This is a genomic window from Luteolibacter sp. Populi (genome assembly GCF_040801775.1).
In the GTDB taxonomy this organism is placed as follows: domain Bacteria; phylum Verrucomicrobiota; class Verrucomicrobiia; order Verrucomicrobiales; family Akkermansiaceae; genus Haloferula.
Genome location: NZ_CP161812.1, coordinates 395,197 through 413,313 on the forward strand (window position 1 = coordinate 395,197; position 18,117 = coordinate 413,313).

At 62.4% G+C, this 18,117-nt stretch carries 13 protein-coding genes; 8 read left to right on the forward strand and 5 right to left on the reverse strand.

Translation table 11 applies throughout. From position 1 onward, the window contains the following. Positions 1-3: 3 nt before the first annotated feature. The gene (locus tag ABWK72_RS01565) at positions 4-3,468 is read right to left on the reverse strand and encodes a translocation/assembly module TamB domain-containing protein (protein ID WP_367873019.1); all 3,465 of its coding nucleotides are present in this window, start codon (positions 3,466-3,468) and stop codon (positions 4-6) included. Between the two features lie 99 nt (positions 3,469-3,567). On the opposite strand from ABWK72_RS01565, the gene ABWK72_RS01570 reads away from it, so the two are divergent. After that, the gene (locus ABWK72_RS01570) at positions 3,568-4,389 is read left to right on the forward strand and encodes an ion transporter (RefSeq protein WP_367873021.1); all 822 of its coding nucleotides are present in this window, start codon (positions 3,568-3,570) and stop codon (positions 4,387-4,389) included. Positions 4,390-4,436: 47 nt separating this feature from the next. On the opposite strand, the gene ABWK72_RS01575 is transcribed toward ABWK72_RS01570, so the two are convergent. From ABWK72_RS01575 to ABWK72_RS01585, 3 genes are read right to left on the reverse strand one after another with little or no spacing between them, the layout of a single operon-like run. Next, positions 4,437-5,360 (reverse strand): hypothetical protein, encoded by a 924-nt coding sequence (locus tag ABWK72_RS01575; protein WP_367873022.1) that lies wholly within the window; start codon positions 5,358-5,360, stop codon positions 4,437-4,439. Next, positions 5,357-8,107: a hypothetical protein gene (locus tag ABWK72_RS01580; RefSeq protein ID WP_367873023.1), complete on the reverse strand. Its 2,751-nt coding sequence runs from the start codon at positions 8,105-8,107 to the stop codon at positions 5,357-5,359. Before ABWK72_RS01580 ends, ABWK72_RS01575 begins: the two co-directional genes overlap by 4 nt. 26 nt (positions 8,108-8,133) lie before the next feature. Continuing rightward, complete coding sequence (locus ABWK72_RS01585; protein WP_367873024.1) at positions 8,134-9,042, reverse strand: hypothetical protein; 909 nt, start codon at positions 9,040-9,042, stop codon at positions 8,134-8,136. 267 nt (positions 9,043-9,309) lie between these two features. Here ABWK72_RS01585 and ABWK72_RS01590 point away from each other — a divergent pair, with 267 nt between their 5' ends. From ABWK72_RS01590 to ABWK72_RS01610, 5 genes are all read left to right on the forward strand, one after another. After that, positions 9,310-10,959, forward strand: a complete 1,650-nt coding sequence (locus ABWK72_RS01590; RefSeq protein WP_367873025.1) for a GspE/PulE family protein — start codon at positions 9,310-9,312, stop codon at positions 10,957-10,959. A 66-nt stretch (positions 10,960-11,025) separates the two neighbouring features. Beyond that, positions 11,026-12,699, forward strand: coding sequence for a GspE/PulE family protein (locus ABWK72_RS01595; protein ID WP_367873026.1), 1,674 nt, complete (start codon positions 11,026-11,028; stop codon positions 12,697-12,699). A gap of 84 nt (positions 12,700-12,783) precedes the next feature. Beyond that, positions 12,784-14,073, forward strand: coding sequence for a type II secretion system F family protein (locus tag ABWK72_RS01600; RefSeq protein ID WP_367873027.1), 1,290 nt, complete (start codon positions 12,784-12,786; stop codon positions 14,071-14,073). Between the two features lie 57 nt (positions 14,074-14,130). Then, positions 14,131-14,682 carry a type II secretion system protein GspG gene (locus tag ABWK72_RS01605; RefSeq protein ID WP_367873028.1) on the forward strand — a complete coding sequence of 184 codons (552 nt, stop codon included), beginning with the start codon at positions 14,131-14,133 and terminating at the stop codon, positions 14,680-14,682. Positions 14,683-14,811: 129 nt separating this feature from the next. Then, the gene (locus ABWK72_RS01610) at positions 14,812-15,486 is read left to right on the forward strand and encodes a hypothetical protein (protein ID WP_367873029.1); all 675 of its coding nucleotides are present in this window, start codon (positions 14,812-14,814) and stop codon (positions 15,484-15,486) included. A gap of 310 nt (positions 15,487-15,796) precedes the next feature. Here the strand turns inward: ABWK72_RS01610 and ABWK72_RS01615 are convergent, their stop codons facing one another. Next, positions 15,797-16,321, reverse strand: coding sequence for a hypothetical protein (locus tag ABWK72_RS01615; protein ID WP_367873030.1), 525 nt, complete (start codon positions 16,319-16,321; stop codon positions 15,797-15,799). Between the two features lie 117 nt (positions 16,322-16,438). Between ABWK72_RS01615 and ABWK72_RS01620 the strand changes: the two genes are divergently transcribed. Both ABWK72_RS01620 and cysS read left to right on the forward strand, forming a co-directional pair. Then, entirely contained in the window at positions 16,439-16,645 is a 207-nt protein-coding gene (locus ABWK72_RS01620; protein ID WP_367873031.1) for a hypothetical protein, read from the forward strand. 79 nt (positions 16,646-16,724) lie between these two features. Then, a complete protein-coding gene (gene cysS / locus ABWK72_RS01625) occupies positions 16,725-18,116 on the forward strand; it encodes a cysteine--tRNA ligase (RefSeq protein ID WP_367873032.1) in 1,392 nt (463 codons plus the stop codon). Position 18,117: the final 1 nt, after the last annotated feature.

Consider the following 18,117-nt stretch of genomic DNA (forward strand, 5'->3'; position numbering starts at 1 on the left):
GGCTCATTTGAAGCGGATCACGAAGGCTCCCAGCACGCGGGTATTGCTCTGCTTGTCCACGGAGCCGCTGACGAACCAGCGGTCGTGGAGTTCGATGGTGGCCGAATTGAGGCGCTTGCCGGTGAGGGGATCATCCTCGCCGATGCGGACGTCCACGCGGTTGACGACTTCCATGACCTTGGCGACCTGCGCGGCGAAGGGCAGGCGTCCCTTCCGCCATTCCTCCACCAGCAACTGTGCGGCCTTCAAGGTGGCGGCCTGCCCTCCTTCGAGGCCGTCGGAGGTGGTACCGGTCGCGAGCAGGGTCATGATCTCGCTTTCCGCAAGCGGGGGATCGGAGGTGAGGGCGGTCTTCGGCGCATTCACCGGGCCGTAGAAATAGACGTTCACTTCGTAGCGGCCGATGGTCGAAGTGCCGCGGATGTTAAGTTCAGGATTCAGGCCGCCGGCGGGGGTGAAGACGACCGCGCCGTTGTCCACCTTCAGCGTGCTGAAGGGCAGGCGGGCGGTGACCTCGCCGATGGTGGCATTTCCCTGCGGCTGGATGGTGCCGAGCGTCCCGCCGAAGCGAACATTCGCCACGACCACACCGCGGGCGAGATTGCCGCGGATCAAAAGCGGATCGCGGGTCCGGACCTGCACATTCAGCGCCCAATTGCGGAATGGCTCGGGGAAATCGGCGGCCTTTTCCTCGGGGTCGATGGTCGGCAGCGTGGGCCGCGAGGGCGCGGTGAAGGGGACGCGCACCGGCAGGATTTCGAAATCCTTGTAGAAGAGGCTGTCCACGATATCGACCGTGCCGGAGATGGTGGACATCTGGAGGTCGCCGCGGATCGCCAGGTCGGCATCGGCGCGGACGATCATCGATTCATCGCGCTTGAGCGGAAGGGAAGTGCCCTTCAGCGAGATGTCGAAGGTCGGCTTCGCGGCGTCGGCCAGGCCGACCTTGCCACTGCCCTTGACGGCGCCGGAGGCGAGTTCGACGGACAGCGACTCTAACAGGACATCCTTCCCTTGTAGTCGGACCAGTGCGTTCCCGCCGGTGATTGGCGGCACTTCCGAATCCTTCAGGGTGAGCGCCCCTCCGCTTAGACGGACCTCGCCGGAGAGATCGGGTTTGCCCAAGGTGCCGCCGCCGCCGATGAAGCCCTCGACCGAGCCGGCAAGCTGGGTGGCATTCGGCAGCATCTTCTGGAAGGTGGCCAGCTGCAGGCGCGGGATGTTCGCGCGGGCCTCGAATTTCTCCTCCAGCACCATGCCGGGATTCTCCGCCCACTCGCCGGGCTTGAAGGGCATCTTGCCGGAGAGGGTGACCGGCGGGTAGCCCGCAGGGCGGATCTCGCCTTTAAGGGCGAGCGAGCCGTCCGCGCCGTCTAACGAGAGGGTGGCGTCGGTCACGGGGACATCGGGCTGGTCCGGCACGCGCAGGCCTTTCAACTGGGTCTCGAAGTCGAGCTTCGGCGCGGCGGGTGTGCCGGTGATTACCAGGTGGATGCGGCCGCTGCCCTCGGACAGCGGCGACTTCTTCTCCGGCAGCCAGGCGGCGAGGCGGGCATTGTCGATCCACTCCGATTCGAGGAAGACATTGATCGGCTCGGTCTGCTTGAGGAAGGCTTTCACATCACCGGGTTTCTCCGGCACGGGGATCTCCGCCTGGCCGCCGACCAGCCGGGTTTCGCCGTCCTTCCACTCGATCTTCGGGATTATCAGGACGCGGTTGGCGAGGCTGGCCTGGGCATTGATGGTCTGGCCCTCGGCGACGGCGGTGAGGCTGGCGAGGTTCACTTCCCGCGGCCAGTTGTAGTCGCCCTTGGTGCGCAGGATCAGGGGCGGAGTGGCATCCTTGCGGACCCATTCGAAGGACGGGATGTCGAAAGTCCCGCGGTGCGGTTCCGCGCCGAAGACGCCGCTGCCTTGCCACGTGCCGGTGGCATTCATCCCGGTGGGCAGTTCGACCGCGGCGGCCATCGACCATGGCGAGAGCCGCTCCGGGCGGAAGCCTTCGAAGGTCGCGCCGGCCTCGTAGGTCTTGGCGGTCAGGTCGAGCGCGTAAGTGGCGCGCAGGCCGTCGGTGCCAAGCGTCCCGCCGAGCTTGCCATCGGGCGTCCACTTCGTTTCGCCGGCGAGCGAGGGCGCGTCCTTTTCAGGCGAGAGCAGCCAGGTGGCGCTGGCGGAGCGGATGGCCTCCGGGCCCATGTCGGCCTTCGCGTCCAGGGTCAGCGCGGAAGCGGGCAGGGGAGCGGCCTCGGGCGGGACGAAGGCGAACTTCTTGTTCAGCGCGGCGAAGAGCGGGGAAAGCTGCGGGATCTTGAGCTTCGTGCTGGCTTCGAAATCGGTCCAGGTGCCCTTGGCCAGATCGCGCCAGCGCAGGTCCGCCTCGCCGGTTAGGTTGGAATCGAGGGCGGCGAGCGACCACGCCACTTTGCCGGTGCTGCCGGCCTTGGTGGCCTGATAGCTGAAGGTGTTGATCTGCCAATCCTCGTAGCGGATGTCGGAAAGCTCGGCCTTGGCGGTGGCCTGCCATTCGGTCGGGGCTTTGTGGAAGTCCCGGAATTCCGCTTCCAGGCTGCGCAGGGTCGCCTGCACCGGCAGGCCGAAGGCGAAGTTTTTCGCCGCCTCGTGGAGGGGCAGGGGCTGGCCTTCGAGCCGGAGCTTCCCGTAGGTGGTCGTGCCTTCCAGCACCAGGCGGGAATCCTCGATCCGCACGACCCCGGCGGCGGAGATTCCGCCGGACAAGGGCATGCCGATGTGAAGATCGCTGACCCCGACCCGCGGCGAGAACTCGAAATGGTTGAGATCGAGGGTCTCCTTCTTCCACTGGATCACGGAATCCTGTGCGGCGAGGGCGTAGCCGGGTCCTGCGGCGATGGTGCCGAGCTTGAGCCGGAATTCATCGCTGCCCGGCTCGTGGCCGAAATCGCTGCTCTCCAGCGTGATCAGGCTCTCTTCGCCACGTACCAACTGGAGATTGAGGTCTGCCGCGCCGAGATCGAGGGGCAGCAGGAATTTGCGGGCCTTGCGCAGGGCCTCCGCGAGAATATCCGGGTCGAAGGGCTTTTCCGGCTCGTTCGGATCCTTGGGCGGGGCGGCGTCCAGATCGATCACGGCGTTGATCTTGCTGACCTTGACCCCCTCCAAAACGGCATTCCAGTCGCCCTTCACCACCCGGCTGATCTTGTAGAGCGGTTCGACGGCATCGATCTCCAGCTTGCGGATCGCTCCACCGCTGAGGCTGAGTTTCTCGACCCGGGCCCCGCCGATCAGGGTGCCGGCGAGCGTGAAGTCGGCCTTCATGTTCGACTTCGCGAGGGCCTTCTCGATGCCGATCTTGCCGAGCCAGCGCCAGCCTGGGCCGTTCAGCCAGACCAGCAGGCCGGCGAAAAGGAAGAGTAGCACCAGCAGCCATTTGGGCCAGCGGCGCTTTCTCTTCCTCTTCTTCTTTTCCGGTGCTTCTTCCTCGCGACTCATAGGCAAACGACGCGGGTGAGTCCTCGCGCCTCAAAGGCGGGCGGTCAACGATTGCTGTTCAGACGTGCCATTTTATCTTCGATGCTCCAACTTCGCGGCATGCCCGAACAGGAAGAACCGCTCTCGCCGCGCCGCGAACACTGGCGGGAGATCGTTTTCGAAGCGGAGACGCCCGCGGGCCGGCGCTTCAACATCGTCTTGCTGTGGCTGATCGGCCTGAGCGTGGTGGCCGTGATGCTCGAAAGCGTCCCGGAGATCGCCGCGAAATACGCCGCGCCGTTGCGGATCGCCGAGTGGGTCTTCACCGGCATTTTCACCGCCGAGTATTTCCTCCGTCTTTATCTGATCCGCCACCCCCTGCGCTACGCGCGGAGTTTTTACGGGATCGTGGACCTGCTGTCGGTGCTGCCCGCCTACGTGGCGCTGCTGCTGCCCGGCGCTCACGCCCTGCTGGTGATCCGGATCCTGCGGATGCTGCGGATGTTCCGGGTTTTCAAGATGGTCCGCCACGTCAACGGCGCGGAGCTGCTGGTCCGCGCGCTTTATTCCGGGCGGGCCAAGATCACGGTCTTCTTCAGCTTCATGCTGGCGATCACGGTTATCGCCGGGACCCTGATGTACTTGATCGAGGGGCCGGAAGGCGGCTTCACCAGCATCCCGACGGCGATTTACTGGGCGATCGTCACGATCACCACGCTCGGCTTCGGCGATATCACCCCCGGCACGCCGCTCGGGCGGATGCTGACTTCGGTGCTGGTGCTCACCGGTTACGCCATCATCGCGGTGCCTACGGGGATCGTCAGCGCGGAGATCTCCCGCCTGGACGGCAGCGATACCACCGACGCCTGCCCCTCCTGCGGGGTCTGCGGACATTTGGCGGACGCCAAATTCTGCCGCCGCTGCGGGGCTCCGATGGCCTGAAAAATTGGCCCAGGGGTCAGCCATCGGCGGCGCGGAAACGTATATTCTCATCGAACGGTTCGGTTCCCGGAGTACGATAGCTTTTTCAGCGCTAGCCAGGCTGCCGCGAGCGCAAGAATCCCACCGCCGATGCTGGGCCAGAGCCATTTGGAAGCATCCGGGGTGTTGTTCATGCCCGCGCCAGCCGGAGCGGGCTCCTGCCGCTGTTCGGGGACGCCATTCCCGTCAGCGGAAGGCTCGCGGCGGGTCTCCGTCCGCGCGTCCCGCAATCTCTTCTCCCGAACCTTCCGCGCCTTCCCGAGTTCCTTCTCGATAGAGGCGGCGAATTCGTGATTGATGAGGTCTCTGTATCGCTCTCTGAATTGATCGTGCAAGCGGCTGGCGACGGCAGGTGCGGCGGGACTGATCGACTCGTTCAAAGCCACTAGGGCCGTGAGGAAGATGACTTCCGGAGGCCCCGGGCGAGGAGCCTCCTCGTCCGAGCCCGGTCCTCTCGCAGCCCTTTGATCAATCTTTTCAAATTGGGCTTCTGCCATCCGCGTGAGAATCGCGACGCTTTCCGGGTCCGTGGAGGTCGCAAGCACCTTCGCGGCGGAATTAACCAAGGACATCGTCCCGAAGCCTTCGGGGTTTCGGAAGGCTTCGAGCTTCTGTTTGTCCGATCCGAACTCTTCGAGCAGGTAAATGCAAAGGCGAGGTTCGTCCAGCGACTCCCCGGAACCGCTCCGGGCGGCGAAATCCAAGGTATCCCCCACCAACGCGTCGAGGAAATCCTTGCGTTCACTTTCCGGCATCCCTCGGATGGTACCCATTAATTTAGCTAAACTAGGCTCGATGCCAGAGCCGTGGCTAGGCTCGTGGCTAGGCTGGAACCCCTGCCGGACAATCCATTCAAAGCCCTTGCCATCGTCTAGCGCGGAGGCAGGCGTGGCCGCCGTCAACAACGCTGCGATCAGAGGTAGATACTTCATTTCGCCAATGGGTGAGATCTCATCTTGGCTTCTTGTGCCTCGGAGAACCGTTTGGTACTGCCTACTGAGGAATTATTCCGCCTGATGTTCACATCGGTTGATGGAACTGTCCAAATAGTGAATTCGTCCGCGTATTCGGTGGCAAAGTCTATGGGAACATCATGCGCCGCATCTCCGAGGACGTGGAATGCCTCGTGGGAACAGGTGAAATCTTTTGCATCGTCATGCGCCAGTAAAACCTTGTAGCGAAATTCCTTGTCGGCTGCATCGGTGAAAACGTCCGGACATCCAATTCCGGCGAAATAATTAGTGCCGGGAGCATCGATATATCTAATTAGGTATATCATTAATGTGTTATTGAAATCATTCGACGGGCCACTGTAAACCATGTCTCTGAATTCTTCTGGATAAACCATTCTCCGCGAAGCGTTGAGGTAGGGGTATTCTCCGGAGGTGAAGCTGCCGTAAGCTCCGATATGCGGCCCTGGGACCACATCGAAAATGAAATCGATGCCGATCTGGGCAAACCGTTCTTTTAAATGGATCTTCTCCTGATCAATCTTTCCGTTGTCCCAGCAATCCGAACTAAACGCATACTTACAATTCACGAACTGCACTTTCACCGTCTTCTTTACTTTCACCGGTAGCTTGTAATCCATCTCTTCCCAGCCTTCCGCCGAAGGTATGGCATTAATGGGCGGGCGGATGGAGTGGATTTTGAAATAGCCCTTGAGCTGAATCTTGTGGGTGCGGTCGTCAAGCTGGTTGTCGGCCTTGCCGCCTATCACAAACTCCTCGTGATTGTCATCCACGTCGTCCGAGACCAGTAGCATGGATTTGGTGATGGCGTGGCCATCCTCGGAAACGAGGGTGTATTCGGTCGGATCATCGTCGTAGCCGGCATCCGGATTGTCCGTGGTTTCGAATTTCATCTTGATCGTGCCCAGCGAGCCGCCGTCTTTCACCCGCACGAAGAAGCGATCCGCATCCGCGTCCAGATTTACGGAGGGATGGTCTACGGGGACCATGCCTGAAACGACCCCTGGATACATTTTACCCACCTTCAATTCGGTGAGGAGGGGGTTCTTGTCCTTATCGACGATCTCGATGGGATGCAGGATGGCCTCGCGTTCCGCGGTGACGTTGCCCGCCCCCTGCACGCTATTCTCATGGATATGGTTGGTGAGGAGTCCCGAGCGATTGTCCACCAGCCAATTACCGGAGCCGACGGTGAAAAATTCCGCGACGCCAGGCAGGCGCGCGGAGGTGTAGTTTTCAAAGGTGAATTCCGCGGGTTTGCCATCGGCCTGTGCCCCCCAACAGTACCATGGCGCACCGGCAACATTCTTGCTGCCGGTGTGCGAAAGCGTGATCTTGTATTTTACGCCCTTGTGGAGTTTCACCACTTTCAAGCCCGGAACGCCGACCTCGGGAGTGGTCACCTTGACCGCTTGCTGGCCGGACGCACCTAGCGGCTCGATCAGCATTTCCCAAGAGGCGTAATCGCCATAAACCGCAAAGCCAACGGGCACGATCTTCTCCGGGGGCACGGTTCCGTCATCGTCGGGGTTGTTGGGATTGGCACCCGAGTCCACCTCGTCACCGTCGGGCACACCGTCACCGTCGCTGTCCGGGTTGTTGGGATCGGTGGAATTGAGATACTCATCCAGATTGAGCAGCCCGTCCTGATCCGGATCGGCATCCCCGGAAGGCAGCAGCGGACCGGTGTCATGGAGCACTTCCCATCCATCCGGGATACGGTCGCCATCCGTATCGCGCAAATGGGGGTCCGTCCGGTGGAGGTTGAACTCCTGTGCATTTGTCAAATTGTCATGATCCAAATCAGCGTTCCAAGGGAAACCCGCTGCCGGATTGGGTGAGAAAGGATCATATCCTTGGGCCATGAATACATATTCGAGGTTGTTTGCGAGACTGTCGGAATCGGCGTCCAACTGGCCGTCGGCGTCGTCGAGCGGATCGAACCCTACGTCCAGTTCCCAACCGTCCGGCATCCGGTCTCCATCGGTGTCGGGCAAAGTCGGATCGGTTCCGTGGGTTAGGATTTCATCACCATCGGAAAGAGAGTCCTCATCCGTGTCCCTCAGTCCTGGATCGGTTCCATGGAGCGTGATCTCATCACCGTCTTTCAGATCGTCCCAATCGGTGTCATCGTTGACCGGACTGGTCTTGTGGGTCAAGACCTCGGCACCATCGGAAAGACCGTCGCCATCCGTGTCAGAGAGGTGAGGGTCCGCAGAATAGAGGCATTCGAGCCGGTTCACAAGACCATCGCTGTCACGATCACCGTTCGGGCCTCCGTCGAAATCGATTGAACCATCATCGCGTGGATCGAGATTGTTCCAAATTTCCCAAGCGTCGCTCATGCCATCGTCGTCGGTGTCCCATTTCAGGGGATGAGTGTCATGCAGGGTGACCTCTCCGGCATTGCTCAAGCCGTCGCCATCGTAGTCGCTGCCCTCGGGGGACGAGGTCGAGACGAAGGCGTGTTCGAGGCGCACGAAAAATTTATCCGTCGACGAAAAGCACCCGTAGCTTTTCAAACCCGGCCCGTGTTCGACGACCGGCAGGAAATGCCAGTCTTCCAGATCAAGCGACCACTGGACGAAATCGGTCCTGTCTTCTTTCCCCTCCCATTCAATGTTCCAAGTTCCCGCGGTGCCGCGGGTGAACGAAATCTCGCTGTCCTGTGCTGCCGCGAGATGGCATGCCGCGATGATCCCCGGCACGGCAATCCTGAAGATGCTCCAAGCCCTCATCGGACGCTTCCTCCTTCCTGCGTGTTGAGTGGCTTTTCCCGCTTCCAGACCTGGATCTTCACATCTTCCGGCTCGGGTGGGTTCGCCAGCAGGAAGGCCTTGCGTTCTTCATGAGCCTGCGTCCGGGCAAGGAAGGCATCCGCTAGGCGTCGGCCTTCCTTGCGGTATAGATCGTGGATATGGGCGAGCGCGTTCATCGTCTCCGCGGTCCTATCCCCTTCCACGACGACGAATGCGGGGCCATCGGCGGTCAAATCAGGTAAAGGGGGAATATCAGGGGCCTTGTAAGCTTTGCCCTGGCGGGCCAAGACCGCGCGCATCCGCCCGGTATCGATGTTACCGATCCCCATCGGGAGCCACCGGCAATCCCTCGTCGAACCATCTCCCTCCTTGATCCGATATCCGGCGAAGCCGCTGAAATGATTGAAGTCGATATTCGACCACGCGGTGAGTCTGCTTTCTGGTTTCCCGTTGAGAGAGATCCGCAGCAGCGAGCGTGCATGGTCATGGACGGTTGCCGAGAGGATGACCGGATTCCAACCGGGACGGCTCCTGCGCAACTCCTCCTTCCGCGCGACGACCGCGGGATCATCCGGAGGAAGAGGGAGGGGCGGCGGTGCAGGATCGGACAGGCCGGGGTCCCGGACCCTCTGGACCGTGACGTTGACAATGCCTTGGATCGAAGGAAGTTCCGGGAATTCCGCGGTCTTGGCTACCGCGGCACGCGTGGTGCGCGATTTAACGACGGCGAATTCAGGCAACACCGGCGTCGATGCCTCTGGCGAGGGGGCGCCGGTTGTGATCGGGCCCAGTATTTCAAGGTCCTGATGGGGTGGATCGGGCTCTTGGGAAAACACAGGGACCAAGCCGACCAACAGGCCGATAGAGGTAGGGAGGAGTTTCATCGCTGCTGGGTATGAATCCGAATGGCGAAGCTGTCGCCACCAATGTTTTCAAGAGGCGACGAAGGGGGAGACTGCTCCTCAGCCCGGGTTTTACGTGCCTGAAAGTTCGCATCGTGAATACCGCGTGGGTACCCGCCGCGGGATTCGTCGGCGATGTTCGGTCGGCAGGTTGACAAAGGGGGAGACGCTTGACCAATGTGCCAGAGCCGGGACGCGCACAACGCCGTCACGACCTTTCAACTGTTTTTCCCAAAGGCCCGCAAACCCGTGTTCTCAAACGAAGACTATTTGGCCGACCTGCTCGTGGAGGCAGGTGTGGTGGCACCCGATTCTGTCGATCAGGCCCGCCGTCATGGTGGCTCCCTGATTGAGAGATTGATCAACGATACCGATCTCTCCGAGAGCACGGTGGCAGCCGTTCTCGCGCAGAATGCGGGCTTGGACGCGGTTGATATCGGGGACATGGCGATCCCGCCTGCCGTTGCCGAGGCCATTCCCGACGATATCGCGCGGCGCTACCGGGCGGTGCCGGTGGCCGATGACGGGGTTTACCTGACGGTGGCGGTGGCCGACCCCTTCAATTTCGAGACCATGGACAGCCTGCCCCACGTGCTGGGGCGGGAGATCAACTTCACCGTCGCGCCGGCCAAGCAGATCCACGCCATCCTGAAGGCGATCTACGGTGCCAACGAATCCGGCGGCATGGACGTCAGCGGCGGACTCGACGTCGAGTCGTCCGACAGCGACGCCCCGATCATCCGGCTGGTGCAAAACACCCTGACGGACGCGATGAAGAACCGCTGCTCGGACATCCACATCGAGCCGCTGGAGACCTCCGTCCGCATTCGCTACCGCATCGACGGCAAGCTGATCGAGGTGGACAATCACCCCAAGAAGCTGCTGCCGGCGATCATCGCCCGTCTCAAGGTGATGAGCGGATCGATGTCGATCGCGGAAAAGCGCCTCCCGCAGGACGGCCGCATCCAGGTCAAGATGGCGGACAAGGAGATCGACCTTCGTGTCTCTTCCGTGCCCTCGAACCACGGTGAGTCGATCGTCATGCGTATTCTCGACAAGTCCGGCCTGGTGCTGGGCTTGCCGGAGCTGGGTTTCTTCTCGGATGACCAGGCGGTCTTCGAGAAGCTGATCGGCCTGCCGGACGGCATCATCCTGGTCACCGGACCGACCGGCTCGGGCAAGACGACGACCCTCTACGCCTGCTTGAACGTCATCAACAAGCCGGACAAGAAGATCATCACGGTGGAAGACCCGGTCGAATACGAGATGCCGGGCATCAACCAGGTGATGGTCAAGACCGACATCGGCATGACCTTCGCCGCCGCGCTGCGCGCGATGCTCCGCCAAGCGCCGAACATCATCATGATCGGGGAAATTCGAGACGCGGAGACGGCGAACATCGCCATCAATGCCTCGCTCACCGGTCACTTGGTGCTCTCCACCCTGCACACCAACGATGCGCCCGCGGCCGTCGCCCGTCTCGCGGACATCGGCATCAAGCGCTTCCTGATCGCCTCCGCGGTCCGCGCCGTGCTGGCCCAGCGCCTGGTCCGCAAGCTCTGCCCGGTCTGCCGGGCTCCGCACACGCTGACCGACAAGGAGGCCCGCGCGCTGCGCTTCGACAACCGCAATAACGATAGCTCGGCGGTCATGGGGCCGGTCGGCTGCGAAAAATGCCGCGGCAACGGCTACCGCGGTCGCGCCGGGATCTTCGAGCTCTTCCAGATCGACGACGAGGTCCGCCACATGATCAACGAGAACCTGACTTCCAGCCAGCTCCGCAAGCGCGCCCGCGAACTCGGCATGCGCACCTTGCGCGACGACGGGATCCGCAAGGTCCTCTCCGGCATGACCTCGGCTGACGAGGTGATCCACGTCACGATGTCCGACCTGGATTAAGTTCGAAGTGCCAAGGACCAAGTTCCAATCACCCCTTTTCAATCTTAGATTTTCAAAACCCGGATCATGGATAGCAACCAGATCGTCGAACTTTTCATCAGCCGCGGGCTGATCGACCGCTCGCTCGCCCAGGACATTCTCCACGAGGTGGAGAACAGCGGCAAGGAGGCCGCAGAAATCCTGGCCGACTTCCAGGTCATCAACCATCGTGACGACGTGTGGCCGGTGGTGGCTTCCGAACTCGGAGCGCAGTTGGTCGAACTCCGCAACTGGGCTCCTTCGGAGCAATTGCTGGCGCTCGTGCCGGCAGGGATGGCCCGCCTCCATGGCGCGCTGCCGGTGCATTTCGATGCCGAGGGCCTGCACATCGCGCTGGTCGATCCGATGAACCCGCAGACCCTTGAGGACCTGCGTTTCGCGCTCGGCCGCGAAGTGGTGCTGGCGATCGCCCCGGACTACGTGGTCGAGCAGAAGATCAACGAGTGCTACGGCGGCGAGGGCAAGGCGATGGATGACATCCTCCAGCAGCTCCAGACCGGCGTGGATGCGAACCTGAACGCCGCCGACCTCGAGGCGGAGGCGAACTCGGCCCCGATCATCCGCTACGTGGACCTGGTGCTCTTCCAAGCCATCAAGGAGCGCGCCTCGGACATCCACTTCGAGCCCTTCGAGAAGGACTTCAAGATCCGCTACCGGGTGGACGGCAGCCTCTACGAAATGGCCCCGCCGCCGGTCCACCTTTCGATCGCGATCCTTTCGCGCATCAAGGTGATGTCGAACATGAACATCGCCGAGCGCCGCCTCCCGCAGGACGGCCGCATCGTCAAGCAGGTCGGCGACCGCCAGGTGGACATGCGCGTCTCGACCCTGCCGACCCAGTATGGGGAATCGGTGGTGCTCCGCGTTCTTGACCGCTCCTCGGTCAATCTTTCGCTCGAGGCCCTGTCGCTGCCGCCGGCGATCTACGAATACATCTGCGAGACGATCGAGAAGCCGAACGGGATCTTCATCGTCACCGGCCCGACCGGTGCCGGCAAGACGACGACGCTCTACGCGGCGCTGTCCCGGATCAACACCATCGACGCGAAGCTGCTGACCGCGGAAGACCCGGTGGAATACGACATCGACGGGATCATCCAGATCCCGGTGAACGAGGCCATCGGCCTGACCTTCCCGCGGATCCTGCGCGCCTTCCTCCGCCAGGACCCCGACCGGATCATGGTCGGGGAGATGCGCGACATGGACACCGCCCAGATCGCCATCCAAGCCTCGCTGACGGGTCACTTGGTGCTTTCCACCCTCCACACCAACGACGCGCCCGGCGCGGTCACCCGTCTGGTAGACATGGGTTGCGAGCCTTTCCTGGTGGCGGCTTCCCTCGAGGGCGTGCTGGCCCAGCGCTTGGTCCGCACGATTTGCAAGGCCTGCAAGGCTTCCTACGAGCCCAGCGAGACGATCCTCACCCAGTTGGGCGTGGCCGTCCACGAATTGGGCGACAAGGACTTCTTCACCGGCCGCGGCTGCGAAGTTTGCGGAAACTCCGGTTACAAGGGTCGGAAGGGCCTCTACGAGCTACTCGATATCACCGATCCGATCCGGGAACTGATCACCGATCGCGCGCCGACCGTGGTGATCAAGCAGAAGGCGATGGAGCTGGGCATGCAGACGCTCCGCGAGGACGGCCTCCGGAATATTTACGTCGGCCACACCACCATCGAGGAAGTGCTCAAATACACCTGAAAAGTCGCCTCCAAATGCGAATTTTGAGTCGCCAGCCTGCATTTGCGGGCTCAAAGTCCAATCACTCGATTTAAAAACAACCCCATGCCTCAATTCCAATTCACCGCCGCCGATGCGAAGGGCGAGCAGATGTCCGGCACGATCGAATCGACGAGCGAAGCCGACGCCATCCAGCAACTCCGCTCGCAGGGCTACTATCCGCTGCAGGTTGTCGAGGCCGGCAAGGGCAAGCTCGCGAAGAAAGCCGCTGGCAAGAAGGCCAAGCCGACTGCCGGTCAGAAGGCCGCCAAGGGCACGACCGGCGGTCGCATCAAGCCGAAGCTGCTGATGATCTTCACCCGCCAGCTCGCGACCCTGATCGACTCGGGCCTGCCGTTGCTGCGCGGCCTGACCGTGCTGGCGAAGCAGGAGCCGAATCCAGTGCTCAAGGGCACCATCGGCGCCTTGGCGGACTCCGTGCAATCCGGCTCGACCTTCTCGGAAGCGCTGGCCCAGCACCCGAAGATCTTCAACAAGCTCTACGTGAACATGGTGAAGGCCGGCGAGCTCGGCGGTGTGCTCGAAGTCGTCCTGGTCCGCCTCGCGGAATACCAGGAAAAGGCCCACAAGCTGAAGAACAAGATCGTCTCGGCGATGGTCTATCCGGTGATCGTGATGTTCATCGCGGTGGCGATCCTCGTCTTCCTGATGCTCTTCATCGTTCCGAAGTTCGAATCGATGTTCGCGGAACTGGGCAAGGATGCCGAGCTGCCGATGATCTCGCAGATCGTCTTCGGCACCTCGAAGTTCTTCCTGAACGCCAACATCAAGCCGATCCCGAACGTCGTTTGGGTGTTTGTCCTGATCGGTATCATTGCCTTCTTCTTCAACATGTGGGGCAAGACCAAGGGCGGTCGCCGGACGATCGATTCCTTGAAGCTGAAACTGCCGATCTTCGGTGACATCCAGCGCAAGTCCGCCATCGCCCGTTTCTCCCGGACCCTCGGCACCTTGGTCACTTCCGGTGTGCCGATCCTCCAGGCCCTCAACATTACCCGCGACACCGCCGGTAACGTGGTCGTCTCCGACGCCATTGAGAAGGTCCACGAGGCGGTCAAGGAAGGGGAATCCATCGTGACCCCGCTGCAGGCATCCAGCGTCTTCCCTTCAATGGTGATCTCGATGGTGGACGTGGGTGAGGAAACCGGCCAGCTCCCCGAAATGCTTCTGAAAGTCGCGGACGTTTACGACGATGAAGTGGACAACGCCGTGACCGCGCTTACCTCTATCCTTGAGCCGATCATGATCGTCATGCTCGCCTTGGTCGTCGGTGCGGTGGTGTTTGCGCTCTTCCTTCCGCTGATCAAGATCATCTCCGAAATGGGCAACATGTAACCGCAGGCCGCCGGACGGGGCCATACCGCGCCGGCACCCTAGCCAACCCTAGCACCCGTGAAAAAACCCGATCATTCCCGCCGCGCCGGAGGCTTCAGCTTGATGGAGCTCGTCGTTGTCGTGGCCATCATCGTCGTTCTCGCCGCCCTCACGCTGGGCGCGCTGAACATGATCCGGGCCAAGCAGGCCCGCGATACCGCCGAGGTCCAGGTCAAGCTGCTTGAGAACGCCCTCCAGAACTACCACATGGACAACCGTTCCTATCCGACGAGCACCGACGCGGAAGGAAAGAAGGGGGACGAGGTCCTCTTCAAGGCGCTCTACGCCGACGGTTACGAGGCCAAGAAGAGTGACACCGTCGGCGGTGCCACGATCTACCTCGCGGAGCTGGATCCGGAGCAGCATACCAAGGGCGGCCAAGCCTGGATCCAAGGGGTCATCCCGAACGCCCAGATTGTCGATCCTTGGATGGAACCCTACCGCTATCGCTCCGGCGATGCGCCGAATGCCGTGAACCCCGAATTTGACCTCTGGTCGTGCGGGCCGGACGGCCGGACCAATGCGGATCCGAGACACGCGGATTGCTTGGACGACATCAAGAACTGGTAAGATGAACCCGGCGGCCTTCTGGCCGCCGGTTCTGTTTTCACGCGGCCGCAATTCCGCCGCGCCGATTCCACGTCTCCAATCGCTTTACGCTCGACGCACGGGCATCGCGTTGCCTTGTTGCCCGCAGCAATGAGCGACGAGATCGAAGACACGCCCGCAGAGTCCGAAGCGCCCGCAGCCAAAGTGGCCAAGAAGCGCCCCGCGGTCCGCAAATCGTCCAAGCCCGCCCCCAAGGCCGCAGCGGAAGCTCCTTCTGCCGCGCCGGAGGAACCCGCCTTCCGCGGGTCACCGCCACCCGCCGCGGAGCCGGTTTCCGCCCCCGCCTCCGTCGAAGCGGCCGAGCGCCGTTCCGAAGCCGCTGAGGATCGCTCTGACGATTCCCAAGATGGCGGTCGCATCGCCTTCCTTGTAGAGAATCCGGCCGGTGAAGCGGGCGGCAATTCGAAGAAGCGCCGCCGCCGCAAGAAAAAGCACGGCCAGCAAGCGCCACAGGGCCAAGGCCAGCATCCGCACGCGGTCTCCGCGCCGCATTACGACGGCCCGCCGCCGCCTTCCGCGGTGACCTACTCTGCCGTTCCGGCGGAAGCTTCTTCGCACGCATCGGCGCCGGCCATGCACGCTGCCCCGCGCCCCAAGCTCGATCCCGACATGTTGGCCAAGAAGGCATGGAAAATCTTCCAGTCCGAAGTCGGCGAAGAGGGCCTTGCCTTGATCGACGATCACGACGCCCGTGAAATCTCGCGCCGCTGCTTCCGCCTCGCCGAGATCTTCATGGAAGAAGCCGCTCGCCGCGGCCTGCGGTAAGTGGTCCGAAAGGGCAAACGTCGATAGCCCGGGATAATTCCAACCGTGTCGTCCCGGGATTTGCCTTCCGCGGCTCCGCTGCCGTGGACTGCGCGCAGCCTGCTGCCGCTGTCGGCAGGCAGCCTGCTGCCGTGAAGCACGCGCGATCTCCATATTCCGCTCCGTCCCCGGCTCGCCCCACCCGGAGCTTCGCCTTTGCAGCGCCCCTTGCAGCAGGCTGCATCGGGACAGCGGCAGCAGGCTGCGCGCAGTCCACGGTCGCTGCGCGACTTTTTTGCCGGACACTTGCCGGTCCATCGCACTGCCATCCTCAACCCTCCAGCTTGCCCCGCAACTCCTTCGCCAGTTCGTCTTTCCCTGTCGCCTCCGCCAAGGTGATTCGCATCTTCATCACCTCCGGCTGCGCCCGCTCTTCGCCGCTCATGCCGTCGAGAATCGTCAGTGCCTCCCCATGGTCGCCGATCGCCAGCGCGCCTTCCAGTAAATCGGCGGAAGCCACGGTGCCGGTTTCCTGCGGCTTCTGGGCATAGACCGCCCAGCGGGCTTGGTCGGGGAGCGTCGCCGGGCTGTCCTGTACTTGCTCGAGATAGACCAATTCGTCGCCGTCGCGCATCTGCCGCCACTGATTGAGGGTCAGCACGATCACGAAGCCGATGATGCAAAGGCTGGCCTCCAGGATGAAAGGGGTGGTCATGATCCCCAAGATCCGGGCGAAAAACTCGCCTGCCACCCCCGGTAAATGGGCAGCAAACGCGGCACCCACGAATGCCGCCGCCACCAGGGCCAGAATCCCCAACGCCACCGCTACTTGCCGCCGTCGTTCGTCGCTTGCCATCTCGCGGGAACGATGTACCCGCCCGGGGCTGTAGGCGAACCTGAATATTTTTTAAATAAACTTGATTATTTCTAAAAACTTAGGTTTTCTTTACGGACTCTCATGTCTCTGGAGCGGATGAAACTGATCGGCGTCGCCGTGCTGTGTATCGTGCTCACCCTTGCGGTGCGCCGGTCGCTCGCGGAATCGTCGCGCGGCACGGTGGACCAGTCGGTCCGGCCGGTGTCCTCGATGCAGGAGGGCGGCACGGTCTGGACGATTCCCGTGGAGATCGTGGAGACCGGCGAGGCCCCGCGCCTGCACCAGGTGCCGCTGCGGAATTGAGTCGAGCCGGCGCGGCTGACTTCACCGAAGCGAGTATCGCGGTTGAATTCGTTCCGGTCACGCGTTAGACCCGGCGGCGATGCGGCTATACGACACGCTGGACCGCGAGCTCAAGGAGCTCCGCCCCCTCGACGGCACGACCTACCGGTTCTACTGCTGCGGGCCCACCGTGTATGGCCCCGCGCACATCGGGAACTTCCGCACCTTCGTCCTGCAGGACGTTTTCCGGCGCACCCTGGAGACCGGCGGGATGCGGACCTTCCATGTCCGGAACATCACCGACGTGGACGACAAGACGATCCGTGACAGCCAGGCGGCAGGGCAATCGCTGACCGATTTCACCGCACGGTGGACGGCGAAGTTCCACGCCGATTGCGAGGCGCTGGGGACCCTGCCGCCGCACGTCGAGCCAAGCGCCGTCGAGCACATCCCGCAGCAGGTCGCGATGATCGCCACGCTGGTGGAGAAGGGGAATGCCTATGCCTCGGAGGATGGCTCGGTCTATTTCAACATCGCCTCATATCCGGCCTACGGCAGGCTCTCGCGGCTGGACACGCGCGAACTCGAGCTGGGCAAGACCCAGAACGAACGCGCGAACTCCGACGAATACGAGAAGGATAGCCTTTCGGATTTCGTGCTCTGGAAGGGCCGCAGGCCGGAGGACGGCGACAACTACTGGCCTTCTCCCTGGGGGGAGGGCCGGCCCGGCTGGCACCTCGAGTGCTCGGCCATGATCGAGGAGTATCTCGGCGCGGACTTCGATCTTCACTCGGGCGGCGAGGACCTGATGTTCCCGCACCATGAGAACGAGATCGCGCAGAGCAAATGCGCCTGCGGCGGCCACTTCGCGGCCCACTGGTTCCACACCACGCACTTGCTGGTGGAGGGCAAGAAAATGGCCAAGCGGGAGGGGAATTTCTACACCCTCGACGATCTCGCCGCGAAGGGCTTCACGGCGATGGAAGTGCGCTACGTCCTGATCGGCGCGCACTACCACAAGCAGCTCAATTTCACGCTCGATTCCCTCCACGCCGCCCGCGAAGCCATGGCCAAGCTGGCGAAGGGCCAGCGAGCCCTAGCCGCCAAGGTCGGCGGAGAAGTGCAGCTTTCCTCGGTGGACTTCGGGCCCTTCCAAGCGGCTTGGGACTCGCTGACGGACAACCTCAACACGCCGGGCTGCCTCGGCGGGCTCTTCACCGGCCTGCGCGAGACCGCGGCGCTGGAAGGCGAAGCGGCGGCGAAGGCGCTGGCCGGCTTCAACCGGATCCTCCGCGCCCTCGGCCTGACATTGCCGGAAGAAGAAGCCGCCGCCGAAGCCCCCGCCGAGATTCGCGCCATCGCCGAGGAACGCTGGGCCGCCCGCACCGCCAAGGACTGGGCGAAGGCCGATGAAATGCGGAAGCAGCTCACCGATCTCGGCTGGAACATGAAGGACGGGAAGGAGAGCTACCAGCTGACGCCGGTCACCTGAG

What these genes read in the sequence shown, in the direction of transcription:
- cysS (WP_367873032.1), top strand. Translation starts at nt 16,725, where the DNA reads ATGCGGCTATACGACACGCTGGACCGCGAGCTCAAGGAGCTCCGCCCC.
- ABWK72_RS01595 (WP_367873026.1), top strand. Translation starts at nt 11,026, where the DNA reads ATGGATAGCAACCAGATCGTCGAACTTTTCATCAGCCGCGGGCTGATC.
- ABWK72_RS01570 (WP_367873021.1), top strand. Translation starts at nt 3,568, where the DNA reads ATGCCCGAACAGGAAGAACCGCTCTCGCCGCGCCGCGAACACTGGCGG.
- ABWK72_RS01620 (WP_367873031.1), top strand. Translation starts at nt 16,439, where the DNA reads ATGAAACTGATCGGCGTCGCCGTGCTGTGTATCGTGCTCACCCTTGCG.
- ABWK72_RS01610 (WP_367873029.1), top strand. Translation starts at nt 14,812, where the DNA reads ATGAGCGACGAGATCGAAGACACGCCCGCAGAGTCCGAAGCGCCCGCA.
- ABWK72_RS01565 (WP_367873019.1), bottom strand. Translation starts at nt 3,468, where the DNA reads ATGAGTCGCGAGGAAGAAGCACCGGAAAAGAAGAAGAGGAAGAGAAAG.
- ABWK72_RS01585 (WP_367873024.1), bottom strand. Translation starts at nt 9,042, where the DNA reads ATGAAACTCCTCCCTACCTCTATCGGCCTGTTGGTCGGCTTGGTCCCT.
- ABWK72_RS01600 (WP_367873027.1), top strand. Translation starts at nt 12,784, where the DNA reads ATGCCTCAATTCCAATTCACCGCCGCCGATGCGAAGGGCGAGCAGATG.
- ABWK72_RS01575 (WP_367873022.1), bottom strand. Translation starts at nt 5,360, where the DNA reads ATGAAGTATCTACCTCTGATCGCAGCGTTGTTGACGGCGGCCACGCCT.
- ABWK72_RS01615 (WP_367873030.1), bottom strand. Translation starts at nt 16,321, where the DNA reads ATGGCAAGCGACGAACGACGGCGGCAAGTAGCGGTGGCGTTGGGGATT.